General features: G+C 35.1%; 13 protein-coding genes. 3 read left to right on the top strand and 10 right to left on the bottom strand.

Translation table 11 applies throughout. The features are described from left to right. On the bottom strand, positions 1-732 hold a 732-nt coding region (locus tag VI621_RS10210), incomplete at its 3' end, for a hypothetical protein (protein WP_324218284.1). Positions 733-2,012: 1,280 nt separating this feature from the next. Between VI621_RS10210 and VI621_RS10205 the strand changes: the two genes are divergently transcribed. Then, on the top strand, positions 2,013-2,258 hold the full coding sequence (locus VI621_RS10205; protein ID WP_324218283.1) for a hypothetical protein: 246 nt from the start codon (positions 2,013-2,015) through the stop codon (positions 2,256-2,258). A 674-nt stretch (positions 2,259-2,932) separates the two neighbouring features. Here the strand turns inward: VI621_RS10205 and VI621_RS10200 are convergent. Continuing rightward, complete coding sequence (locus VI621_RS10200) at positions 2,933-3,898, bottom strand: hydrogen peroxide-inducible genes activator (protein WP_324218282.1); 966 nt, start codon at positions 3,896-3,898, stop codon at positions 2,933-2,935. Positions 3,899-4,008: 110 nt separating this feature from the next. Here VI621_RS10200 and VI621_RS10195 point away from each other — a divergent pair, with 110 nt between their 5' ends. Both VI621_RS10195 and VI621_RS10190 read left to right on the top strand, forming a co-directional pair. Next, a complete protein-coding gene (locus tag VI621_RS10195) occupies positions 4,009-5,034 on the top strand; it encodes an alpha/beta hydrolase (protein WP_324218281.1) in 1,026 nt (341 codons plus the stop codon). Between the two features lie 25 nt (positions 5,035-5,059). Beyond that, positions 5,060-5,479, top strand: coding sequence for an OsmC family protein (locus tag VI621_RS10190; RefSeq protein WP_324218280.1), 420 nt, complete (start codon positions 5,060-5,062; stop codon positions 5,477-5,479). A gap of 218 nt (positions 5,480-5,697) precedes the next feature. Here the strand turns inward: VI621_RS10190 and VI621_RS10185 are convergent, their stop codons facing one another. From VI621_RS10185 to VI621_RS10150, 8 genes are all read right to left on the bottom strand, one after another. Then, on the bottom strand, positions 5,698-5,865 hold the full coding sequence (locus tag VI621_RS10185; protein ID WP_324218279.1) for a helix-turn-helix domain-containing protein: 168 nt from the start codon (positions 5,863-5,865) through the stop codon (positions 5,698-5,700). Between the two features lie 80 nt (positions 5,866-5,945). Then, positions 5,946-6,386 (bottom strand): hypothetical protein, encoded by a 441-nt coding sequence (locus VI621_RS10180; protein ID WP_414655494.1) that lies wholly within the window; start codon positions 6,384-6,386, stop codon positions 5,946-5,948. 294 nt (positions 6,387-6,680) lie between these two features. Beyond that, a complete protein-coding gene (locus VI621_RS10175; RefSeq protein ID WP_324218277.1) occupies positions 6,681-8,093 on the bottom strand; it encodes an aldehyde dehydrogenase family protein in 1,413 nt (470 codons plus the stop codon). Between the two features lie 865 nt (positions 8,094-8,958). Then, the gene (locus VI621_RS10170) at positions 8,959-9,237 is read right to left on the bottom strand and encodes a helix-turn-helix domain-containing protein (RefSeq protein ID WP_324218276.1); all 279 of its coding nucleotides are present in this window, start codon (positions 9,235-9,237) and stop codon (positions 8,959-8,961) included. A gap of 82 nt (positions 9,238-9,319) precedes the next feature. Next, complete coding sequence (locus tag VI621_RS10165) at positions 9,320-9,790, bottom strand: VOC family protein (protein ID WP_324218275.1); 471 nt, start codon at positions 9,788-9,790, stop codon at positions 9,320-9,322. A gap of 152 nt (positions 9,791-9,942) precedes the next feature. Next, entirely contained in the window at positions 9,943-10,800 is an 858-nt protein-coding gene (locus VI621_RS10160; protein WP_324218274.1) for an SDR family oxidoreductase, read from the bottom strand. A 108-nt stretch (positions 10,801-10,908) separates the two neighbouring features. After that, positions 10,909-11,487, bottom strand: coding sequence for a Crp/Fnr family transcriptional regulator (locus VI621_RS10155; RefSeq protein WP_324218273.1), 579 nt, complete (start codon positions 11,485-11,487; stop codon positions 10,909-10,911). Positions 11,488-11,753: 266 nt separating this feature from the next. Further along, positions 11,754-12,560 carry an SDR family NAD(P)-dependent oxidoreductase gene (locus VI621_RS10150; RefSeq protein ID WP_414655492.1) on the bottom strand — a complete coding sequence of 269 codons (807 nt, stop codon included), beginning with the start codon at positions 12,558-12,560 and terminating at the stop codon, positions 11,754-11,756. Positions 12,561-12,751 lie beyond the last annotated feature (191 nt).

Raw genomic sequence — 12,751 nt, 5'->3', positions numbered from 1 at the left:
AGCTAATGGGTTGTAGGCACCATTTTTCAATGGGTACATTTGCCCGTTTACCTCTTGGTAAAACTCCACGCCCAAAGCCAAAAACAAAGGTTTGGTACTGTTTGCAGTGACCATATTGGTCTGACTAATAGCAACCGTTGGAGTAGCATCCCAGGGCAGAATGGCGGTTTCCGAATTGGTAGCAACAAAAACTTCAGCCTCAAAATCAACCTCAGCACCAGCAGAAATGATTTTAAAATGGGTAGTTCCGCTTGGAGCGGCAATCATGTTCGCAGGAACAAAGGGTGCCAGATCCACACTGATTTCCCCGGTAACACGGTCAATCGCTCCCACAAACGGAGCAAATAAACTGGTCCCCAATTTTCCTCTAATGTTGAATTCAAAGCCGGCAAGCAATTCGGCTTCCCCATCAATCACATTTCGCAATCCTCTCACACTTGTTACATCCGCCTGGATCACTTTCACCATCGCTTGAGTTAGTCGGCTCACCATTCTGCCATCAGCAGAATTTAAAAGCAATGCTCTCAAAGCCGTTCTCAAAATCTTACCGGCCTTACCGGCTCTTCCAAATTCAGAACCGTTCTCACGTGTTCGCTGAAACGCAGGATCACTCTTGATTCTGCTGGCGTCAATGCCACCCTTCTCACGAGCAAGATGCCCGTCCTGGGTTTTATAAAAAGTAATATCCCCGATAGTACCTTTCAATTTAATTATGCCTTTCTGTCTTGCCATAATTCTTAAAATTTAAATTTGAAATAATTTAAAAACACCCTCAATCATATCCACGTTGCAACATTTCCCGATTGATTTCAAAACAAATTTTAGCCAATAAAACCAAATAAAAAAGCCAACACTATCCCATACGTCACTAAGTGACACAAATGGCACAAATCGACATAAATGACGATTAATACCCTTGTTAAATAGCAGTAAATTGCTGCTTCTGTACAAAAGCAATTTTTTACTAATTTTATTCAGTCCAATAAATTGGATTTCAGGAGTTTCAAGTAAGTCAAAGCCCACTCAAAGCTATAGATAGTGTATGAAAACAGAAAATAAGAGGTTGTGTATCTATCCGAAGGACATACAACGCATTACCGGAAAGAGTTATCGTCAAAGCATTAGATTGTTACAAAACATCAGAAAGGAACTTAACAAGCTCGAAAAAGAGTTTGTAAGCATAGAAGAGTTTTGCCAATACACCAGTTTAAAATATGAACAAGTGGAGCCGCTTATTATTGGTTAAATATTATGCTTAGGTATTCAAATTTTGAACTTGACCTGACTAATAACTTGTTCAATAACCTATTCATTTTTTAGTCTGGTTGAGTGAAAAATTCTTTGCATTTTTCTCCATAATTCCGTATATTTACTAATCACAATTTAATAGAATTCATCACGATTATAAAGGGGGTAAAATCGGTTACCCTAATACAATTTGTAAATTATTATACTGTATATCAGCGTTTTGATAGAGGATACAACTCCCTCTTTCTCCGCTGGATAAAGTTTCAAAAGAAACTTTAAGAATCAAAACCCTTTAAACATCACTGTTTAAAGGGTTTTTCTTTTTTTACGAATATGTCAAAACACACATATTGTAGCATAAGTTAGTTACCCTATTAGTTACCCTATTAGTTACCCTATTAGTTACCCTTCGATTTTTAAAATAAAATAGGGTAACTAAATCGAAATATTCCCCGGGAATTCCCCGAGAAATAAGGGTATTGCAGAAGTTTTTTGGTCTATTTATAAATTAATTAAAAAACTAAAAATCATGCTAAAAATCATTTTTTACATCAAATCTGAAAAGACTAAAATTAATGGTGAAAGTCCCATCTTTGCTAAGATCTCGAACAAACAAGATTCCATCACTTTAAGCACCGGAAAATCTATCCTTAATGAACGATGGATTTTTACCAATAAATTGAGGAATGTTTTGAAACTCGAAAAAGAGAAAGTCACAAAACAAACTCTAGATTTGCTACATATTCAAATAGAGCGGAAATTTAATGGTTCATCAAACCATAGTTTTAACACCTCGATTAGCCGACTTTGAGAGCAGTAAAAGCATAGCTGAACACGATAATGACGTAGCATTGCAAAAATTAAAGGCACTCGTAGAGGAACTAATTCCACCAAATGTTAAAGTATCTTATTATGTTTCGGAAAGTAATCTGCAACTAACTTTGCCTGAGTTATTAGCAGAACCCTATGAAAATTTAATCTTTGTTGGTCTGAAAGGAACGGGGTTTTAAAAAAAAAAAAATACTTCTTGGAAGCGTAGCACTTCAGGTAATTGACAACGCAAAAAACATTGTTGTTGCAATGCCGAAAGAAATAGAGGTTTTTTCGCACAAAAATATATTTGTTGCAGTAACAGAAAAACACCCTTTGAATTTATTAGAACTTAATAAGTTTCTAAAATTAATTGACAACGAAAACACAAGTATAACTTTTTTTTACCTGTCGAAACCGAAAGAAAAGACAAAAGGAACAGAAAAATAGCTTAGAGATTTATCCGCATTGTTTGCCGACAGATTTTAAACAGGTTTTGAGATTTACGAAGGCAACAATCCACTTGATGAAATTAAGAAAGTAATAAACAATAAAATTGAAGAAATGCTTATTGTTCAAAAGGATCACGTCATTTGACTGACCAATTTTTTAGAAAATTTCTAATTAACGAGTTAGTTTATGAAGTGCAGCTTAAATTTTTTTTATAATAATTTCTAGGTAAAAATGTTTATTTAAGTACTAGTGTTTTTTTTTAAAGATAGAAAAACTGCTAACAAAGATATTTGGGTAATACTTTCAAACACTTTAGCTTGTTAACAACCAAAATATGGCAATCATAATTAGTGAAGAGGACAGAATTAAAAGAGAAAAATACTGTTTTTTAATTTAAAAATGATATAAAATGCATTTTAAATTATGATTTTGTAGCTTTAATAAAATACGGAGAATCGTTCCATTGAATCTTTCGGTAGCTGAAATTTTCCTTCATCGATTCCGGCAGGAAATCCCAAATGGACTTACTCATGATTTCCAGTAATAACTTACGTGAAAAGGTATCTGTCACAACCAAACTTATTTCTCGAACAGGTTTTGGGTCTTTTAAAGGTTTGAAATAACTTTTTTCCGTTTCATTAATAATAGATAATTCAGGAATAATAGCCAGTCCAAGTTGGGCTCTTACCAAATTTTTTAGTGTTTCAATGGAACTGATATCATAAGTGAATTGTTCTTTAATTTTCTGGGTGTCTTTTATTTCACAGATATCTAAAAGTTGTGCATTGTAACAATATTCATTTTGTAGTAGCAATAATTCTTTTTTGTCATTGTGTGACATTTCATAGAATTCAGCTTTCGCCAAAGGATGGTCGGGATGCAAATAGGCCACAAAAGGTTCATTGAAAACGATATGCTCTTTAAGATTTGGATTTCCTGTTGGTGTTGCCATTAAGGCAATGTCAATTGCTCCGGTTTCTAAATCTTCCATGAGTTGGACAGTAGAAGCTTCTTTGATGATAAAATTCATTTTCGGAGCAGATTTTCTCATGGCTTTAATAAATAGCGGAATCAAATAAGGAGACAGCGTTGATATTACTCCCAATTTTATTTCACCTTCCAAGATGTTTTTTTCAGTAATAACAAAGTCCCTGATTTCATCAACTTCCCGTATTATTTTTTTTGCTCGGGCAATAATTTCACGTCCAAGTAGCGTAGGTGTCAAAGGAACTTTTGTACGGTCAAATATTTTTATTCCAATTTCTTCCTCTAGGTTTTTTAATTGAATAGTCAGCCCCGGTTGCGAAACCATGCATACATCTGCTGCTCTTGCAAAATGGCGTTCAGCATCTAAAGCGATGATATATTTTAATTGTTGAATGGTCATGATTATACGATTTTTTTATAAAGGTAAAAAATTATTAATTTGATTTATGAATATTCTTGCTATAATTTTGTCCTATCAAATTAGAACAATTAATTTAAAATAGTAAAACGATGAAAAAATTATTTTTATCAGCACTTACATTACTTAATGTTACGCTGGCGGTTAGTCAAGTTGATACCTCATTATCAGGAAATTTTGGTGTTGAAAAAAACACTCGTGAATTTTTGAAAGCAGTCCATGGTAATGCGGGACCACAAATTTATGAACTTTCAATTGAAGACGCCCGTAAAGTATTAATAGGAGCACAAACCGGAGATTACAAATTGGCTCCAGTAGATATTGAAGAAAGAACCATAACGCAGGATACTAGAAAAGTTTCTATTCGAATTGTAAAACCAAAAGGCAGCAAAGAAAAATTACCGGTCTTGATGTATTTTCACGGAGGGGGTTGGATTTTAGGAAATGCTTTTACACACGATCGATTGGTAAGAGAATTAGCTGTAGGCGCTAACGTTGCGGTTGTATTTGTGAATTATACGCCAACTCCAGAAGTACGTTTTCCAGTTGCGAATGAAGAATCGTATGCCGCTACAAAATGGATCAAAGAAAATGGAGCTTCAATAGGTTTAAACCCAGCTAAATTAGCTGTTGGAGGAGACAGTGTAGGAGGTAACATGGCAATTGCGGTAACACTAATGGCAAAAGAAAGAAAAGGACCAAAAATTGATTTTCAATTATTGTTTTATCCTGTTACAGATGCCGGATTTGAAACTGCTTCGTACCAACAATTTGCTAATGGTCACTTCTTGACACTTAACGCCATGATTTGGTTTTGGAATGCTTATGCTCCTGATAAAGCAACCCGAAATTTAATTACTGCTTCGCCACTACGAGCTGATATTGCACAGTTGCAAGATTTGCCTGAGGCTTTAGTAATCACAGCTGAAAATGATGTTTTGCGTGACGAAGGAGAAACGTATGCAAAAAAATTAAATGCTGCCGGTGTCAAAGTAACTGCGACACGATACATTGGAACCATTCATGACTTTGTTATGCTAAACCCAATTACAAATACCCCGGCTCCAAGAGCTGCCATTAAACAAGCTGTTGAGGCCTTAAAAGAAAAGTTAAACTAATTTATAAATATTAAAATTTAAAATCATGAAATTTACTAGAAAAGCAATAGCAAACTGGAAGGGTACCGGAATGGAAGGAAAAGGAACCATCAGTTCACAAAGTACAACCTTAGAAAATACTCAATATTCGTTTAAAACCCGTTTTGAAGAAGGAGTAGGGACCAATCCCGAAGAACTTTTAGCTGCGGCTCATTCAGGTTGTTTTACCATGCAGTTGAGTTTTCTGCTAAGCGAATTAGGATATGTTCCTGAAGATTTGAATACAGAAGCTAAAGTTACTTTTGAAGACGGAACCATCACACTGATTCATTTAGAATTAAATGGAAAAATTGGCGGAATTTCAGAAGAAGAATTCCAACAAACGGCTCAAAAAGCCAAAGAGATTTGTCCGGTTTCAAAATTATTGAATACAACTATAACTCTTTCTGCTCAATTGAATGCATAATTAGTTAGGTATAATCATTAGTTCTAAATGAGACACCAGCCAATAATAGGCTGGTGTTTTTGCAATTAATCTAATTTTAAAAACGAATAGGTTAGAAGAAAAGAGATATTGTGTTATTATCTATTTATTAGGAATGTGGTACTAAATGAAATCTTAATTAATGGAATCATTAATTAAAAAAACAAACTATTCAATAAAAATTTAAAAAATTATTTCATTTATAGATTTGAAAGAATCTTTGAAGGAGCCGAGCCAAATTGCTTACTGAAAGAGCGCGAAAAGTGCGAGATATCTTTAAAGCCGACTTCAAGGTAAATGTCAGATGGTTTTTGTCCTTTTTTACTATGAGATAATATGCCTGTTGCAGCCGTTTTTCTAGTAACCATCTCCCCGGAGAAGTTTTAAAGATCTTTTTAGAATCGCGTTTGAAAGTGGTTAAACTTCTACCGCTCATATACGCAAAACGTTACATTGGTACATTAAACTGGAAGTTGCGGTTCATGAAAGCTTCAAGATCTATTTTCCCTGGTTCGCTAAAATCAAATAATATATTTTTTAGCTCGGGATTTGTTTTCAAAAGTAATAAAACAGCTTCTTTTGTTTTTAAAAGTAGTATTTGCTCATTTTCAACTTCTTTAAGATCGAAATAAGCAGAAAGGGAATTTATATAGTTTATAAGCAGTGGTTCTGATTGTATCTTGATAACCGCATTTTTATTAGCTGTTTGGTCTGCCATATATCCATACTCTTTACTAAAAGCTTTTAAAAAAGTTTGGTCCAGACGTACTGATATTGTTTTATACTCTCCATTTTCTGGCGGCAACTTTATGTATTTTGCCAAGCAGTTTTTTTTTGCCAGACAAAATTCTCCGGTTTTTACAGAGTATTCTTTATTCGCATCATTAATGATCAGCGAGCCTGAGAATTGGTATAAAAAAATGTGTTCAGAGATGAATTGTTAATTTGACAAATTCCGATTTACATAACAAGAATAAAGTATGTTTGGCGCTATCATTTTATAAAAAATCTTTGATGATATTACAAATTTAAGCAGAATTATTTGGCTCTTGGGCATCTAAATTCTGCTAATTTAAAATAAATTTATTTGAGCTTTAGTACCAAAAATCTTTTTGGTACAATCTTTCTATTATCCGGATATTTAGTATTACAAGTGACTATAGTTTATTTTTAAAGGAGATAGTTAAGCAATTACTTTTGGTTCTAGATACTCTTCTAATCCGTATGTCCATGAAGTTCTTCCGATTCCTGATTGTTTAAATCCTCCAAAAGGGGATTTAGATTCTCGATTTACAGCAGTGTTGATAAGGACTCTTCCAGAGATAATTTGGCGAGCAATTTTTTTTGCTTTCTCAATATTTTCTGAACTAATGTAAGCTGAAAGGCCATATATGGTATCGTTTGCAATTTTTATGGCTTCATCTTCTGTTTTATAGGTTATAATGCAAAGTACTGGACCAAAAATTTCTTCTTTTGCAATTATCATATCTTGTTTTACATTGACAAAAACAGTAGGTTTAACATAAAATCCGCCAAGTCCTTCAGGATGACCAAGTCCACCAATAAGGATTTCTGCACCTTGATCCAAACCTGACTTGATGTAACGTTGAATCGTATCATATTGTTTTTTGCTCACCATCGGGCCAATGTAAGACTCAGCGCTCCATAGATCTCCAATCATAATAGATTTTACCCCTTCAATAATTAAAGTTTTGATTTCTTCTAACCTGCTTTCAGGTACAATAATTCTTGTTCCAGCGTGGCAAGCCTGACCACTGTTACTGAAACCTATAGACAATGCTAATGAAATTGCTTGCTGAAGATTAGCATCTTCGAGTATTATATTTGGAGATTTCCCTCCTAGTTCAAGTGTAACCCTTTTCATGGTTTCTGCAGCCTTTTGGCCAATTAATCTTCCTACTTGAGTGGATCCTGTAAAAGTTACAACTGCAATATCGGGATGTTCAGTCATAACAGTACCAACTATAGGACCAGTCCCGTTTACAATATTAATTACGCCTTTAGGAACATTTGCTTGATGAAAACATTGTGCAAGAATTTGTGTTTGTAAGGCACTTATTTCACTAGGTTTGATTACAATAGTACAACCTGTAGCAATAGCCGGTGCAAGCTTACCGCAGATATGGGTATAGTTAGCATTCCAGGGAGTGATAGCAGCTACAACGCCCAAAGGCTCATTTACAATAGTTGCGTGTTCGAGTTGTTTTTCAAATTCAAAGCCTTCCATAGCTAGTTTAGTATCAAGGAATATTTGAGCTGCATAATGCGTTCTTCCTTTGGTAGCTGATATTGGAGAGGCATATTCTTCTACAGCCGTTTCATTAAGTTTATCCTCATTTGCCATGATAGCATCATAAAGACGCTTTAAAATTTCGCCACGCTCTTGTAGAGTTGATTTTGAAAAAGTTAAAAAAGCTTTCTTTGCGGCTTCAATTGCCAAATAAGTATCTACTTCATCACCTAAATGAACTATTCCAATTTTTTCTCCTGTCGCTGGGTTATATAGATCTTGTGTTTCCTTGCCGTGTGGCTCAATAAAAGCGCCATCTACGTAAATTTGATTTATTATTTTCATATTGTCTTTTATAAATTTTTAATAGCACAAATACATGCTGAATGTCAACAGATTACTTGACTTAGAAGGCCGTTTTTTGTTGACTGAGCAGGCCAAATTTTGACTGACTCCCAATATGGCTATTCAAGAGACTGTCCTTCTTTTATTTTTGCCGGATTTTCATTAGTAAAGAGAGAACGTTTTTCTGGCATAATCCACATACATTTCATCACTAGCTTTGTGATTTGTGTGCATCATTGTACTGACTCGTTTAGCTCGTTTTTTATAATGATAGCCAAATTTTGAGTTCCTGTAGCCATTAGGATTTATGGCAATATATTGCTCCCACATATGTTGTAGAGCAGAGCCAACTTTTTCAGTTCCTGTTCCATTTTTGGAAAAAAAAACATAAAGAATATGCAGTTTAGTAATAATTGATTTCACAGTAGTGCGTGAGAACAAAAGTTCTAAATCGGCATCTGTTTTTTGTTAGTTACTTCAAAACTTAATCCTAAAGAAATGTATCTCTTTACGGTATTTCTATAAAGGGATAAATGATTACTTATGAACAACTTAATTTTTCCTTTAAATAGAATTTAAGTGCTTTTCTAATTTTATTCATGTCTGTTATTTTGTTTTTCATAATCTTTAGTTTTTTTAACGAATGTATGCTGCTAACAATATGAAAAAGTGAGTAGTTTTTAATGATCAATTTGTCCCGAAATTAGGTGGTCAGTTTGCTCTGAAGGTGGTGGTCAATTTGACTGGTTTTTCTAGTTAGTACTCATAAGAATTATTAAGAAGCACAGCACGTAATTTAATCTTAGGAATAAAATTATAATGCCCTTTCATTTCTGAGAGGGAATTTTTTATAGATAAGACTTTTTCAAGCAAACGATGGCGACATTCCAAATGTTTTTTTAAAGGAAACAGAAAAATGGGAGTAATTTTTAAATCCTGCATCCATACAAGCTTCACTTGGACTAACTCCTCTTTCTTTTATCAAATAATAGGCACTATGATAATTTACTTTTCCACCGATACTAAATAAATAATCCTTATGTTTACTTTGTAAGTCAATAATAAAATCGATAAGTTTTTCTTTTCCTGTAATTTTAAAAACCGGATCCATAACCGTTATGGTGTCATCATAAAGTTCATCCAATCTTTTTTTAGAATTTGATTATCGCTTTCGTTCCAAAGTTCTAAATGTTTCGGCGCTATTTGGTCCGGAGTCAAAATACTTTCTATTTTTTTTTATCTTCAATGATGGTATTGGTCTGAAAAATGTTGATTTTATTTCCGTCAACATCCTGAATCATTGTACACAACATTTGGTCACCGACCAAATATTGTTCACGCCAGACAAATGTCACTCCTTTTTCTTCGAGTTCTCTTGTTGCCGCCGCGACATCTTCAACTTGTAACACAATTGTTTTGTTTCCTATAACATTAAGGTGATGTGGGGCTTCTGCAAAAAGGGCATCAATTCGCTTCGAATCTGGAACCTCTAAAAGTTCAAGCCGAAGCCCCCCATGCTCAATAAAAGCAACCTCTGCCGAGCCGGCAGGAATTGTAAATGTGGTTCGGCTAATTAATTTAAAGCCAAAAACGTCCTGATACCATTTAATGGATTGCTCAATACTAGAGACGGTAAAGGCAATGTTATAAAGTGAAAAGGAGGCCAAACCGCCGTTTTCATATGTTTTATTTTTCATTTCTATTTATTTTTTTGTTTTGTATTTATTGAGGATTTCGTCAATTGAATTCTTCGTTTTTTGAATCAAAGGAACGTAATTCACTATATTTTGCATCATAACGAACCACGTTCATTTTTATTTTATTCAATTTGCCAAAAAGCGATTGATAATTAGCTCATATATTTATCGAGCCAGCGAGATTTTATTTCAGCTCTTGCATTAATGAATTCATGATCAGTTCCCTGTGCAATAGCATCGAGTGGGTAACGAAGGGGTCTGCTACCGTCCGGCATATTAATCAAAGCCAGTACACCTTCTGCAATTGTCTGCGGATTCATTTTAAATTCGGTCAACTTACGGTATAAACCAGTGCCAAGAGCATTAAAATCCTGAGCAGCCTTTTCGCCATACTGCAGGGTGATTTCAGGCTTGTCTGATGAGAGTCCGGCTTTGCTGCCATCGGTCATTTCTGTTGGATAAACGCCCGGCTGGATGGTCACATTCTCAATATTAAATTGTTTCAATTCCTCCTGCAAGCCCTCGGTAATACTTTCAACGCCAAATTTTGAAGCAAAATAAGGAATCATAAACGGTAAGGTATGGCCACTCGCACCCGAAGTGATGTTGATTACCAAACCTCTTTTTTCCATGCGCATACCCGGCAGTACCGCCTGATACGTGCGCAAAACCCCATAAAAATTGATTTCAAACATTTCCCTGATTTTGTCCAGCGAATAAGATTCCAACAAACCATAACCTGTAACCCCTGCGTTGTTAATCAAGACATCGATCGCCCCATATTTCGCAAGCGTTTTTTCAAAGGCCAAGCCGACCGATACATCATCAGCCACATCAATTTCAACCACTTCTACATTCGCCAATAATGACAATTCTTCCGCAACGGCCTTGTTTTTGTCCTGAGTGCCCCGCATCCCGGCAATTAAGGTATGACCTTCAGCGGCCAAAGTTTTGGTCATTAGTTTTCCAAAGCCTGAACTCGTTCCTGTGATAAAGATTTTCTTTTCCATTTCTATTAAATTTTAAATATTGATTTAACAGGGCAAAGGTCGATATAACAGGACGCTCCCTCCATTGACATTTGAAGGAAAAAATCATTGACAAATGTCAAGACGAATTTATTTCTTTTGGATTTGTTTTCTAATTCTGCTCAGCGTTTCGGCGGATATTCCCAGGTAAGAAGCAATCATATGCTGTGGAACCCGATTGGCGATTTGAGGATACGTCTTAAGAAATTTGGAATAGCGTTCTTCAGAATTCATGCTTATGTTATCGTGAACCCGGTTTTGGGAAGCAATATAGCTTTGCGAAATTAAGGCCGTTACAAAATCCTTAAAAACTGGAATTTTGGTTTCCAACATTTCAAAATCCTTACTTGAAAACAACAGCAGGGTAGTTGGCTCAAGTGCTTCAATGTTGTTTTTGGAAGGATGGCCCAAAGAACCGCTTTCAATATCTCCCGCCCACCAGTTTTCAATTGAAAATTGAATAATATGATCCACTCCTTTATCGTCTGTACGAAAGCTTCGCAGCAATCCCTGGCAGACAAAAGCCTTGTAGGTCCAGATATCGCCCTCTTGCAATAAATATTGGTGTTTTCGTAACTTTTTAATTACCGCAACAGATTGAATCAATTCAAAATCCTGAGGGCTGAGGCTGATTTTTTCGCTTAAGTAATCTTCGAAGACTTTAAACATCGATGTATTTTATATAAAAACAAAGTTAGATTTTTTTGATCCTAAAAACAGATTTTGATAAGATTAAGTTTCCGTCAATACAATTTGAAGTGCATATAGATTATTATTAGGGAAACCCGGACATGTTTGCCTCCTCATTCGACAAGTACTACATATCCGGGTACGAGAGTTGGCACTGCAGTACTAGTTTATTGTCTTATAAACTTTCCTCAAGTTGCCACAATGCAATATTTGATTATTGCTTTCATTCTCTATGGTTTTAAAGATTATTTAGAACGATCATCATGATCAGTTCCTATTATCGTATCATGCCAGTTAGCGATATCCTGTTCAAAGTCTTTTGTTTTAGTTCTAAAACGTTCCAGACTGTCTGAACCTAAAGGAAGGTGTACAGGAGGGTTCTCCGAAGCTGCTAATTTTATAAATGCTGCAGCCAATTTTTTAGGATCTCCAGGTTGATTATTGTTTGCGATTGTTGCAAATTTTCTCATTTCACCTACCGTTTCACTGTAATCCTCAATTACATTCGCTGTTCTTGTTAGGGAGGATTCATCTAGAAAATTTGTTCTGAAAAATCCTGGCGCCACTACTGTTGCATGAATTCCTAATGGAGCAAGTTCCAGCGCCAGTGCTTCTGTGATTCCTTCAATAGCAAATTTAGTCGAACCGTATACACCCCAGCCAAAGTAAGCACTTAATCCACCTACAGAGGAGATGTTAATAATATGACCTAAACGTCTCTCGCGCATGTAAGGTAAAATTGCTCTGGTAGTATTAAGGACTCCAAATACATTTACATTGAAATTATCAAATACTTCTTTTGCTGTAGCTTCTTCAACAGCAGATAATAATCCATAACCTGCATTATTAACTAATACATCAATTTTTCCAAATTTTGCTATGGCGGATGCCGCTGCAGCTATTGTCTGTTCTTCATTAGTGGTATCCATTGTAACCACATGAAGATTTGGATTGTTTCCAAATTTTGCAGCAAGTTCCTCTGGGTTTTTACGAACGGTTGCTACAACATTATCGCCTGTTTGTAATACTGCTTCGGTAACGTTAAGTCCCAAGCCTCTTGAAGCTCCGGTAATGAACCATGTTTTTTGAGTTTTCATTTTATATAATATTAATTGTTATTGATAAGACAAAGTTGCGTAGAAATCATCTATTGGATTATAGGAAAAGAAGAGCTGTTTTTATGAATTTCAAACATTGCTTATCAGAAAATATTTTTTGCTCTTTTGTTTTTGGGATTTAAAAA

This window comes from Flavobacterium sp., from assembly GCF_035292545.1.
GTDB lineage: Bacteria > Bacteroidota > Bacteroidia > Flavobacteriales > Flavobacteriaceae > Flavobacterium.
The sequence above is the reverse complement of the archived record's forward strand: the minus strand, read 5'-3'. Positions and strand labels throughout refer to the sequence as shown.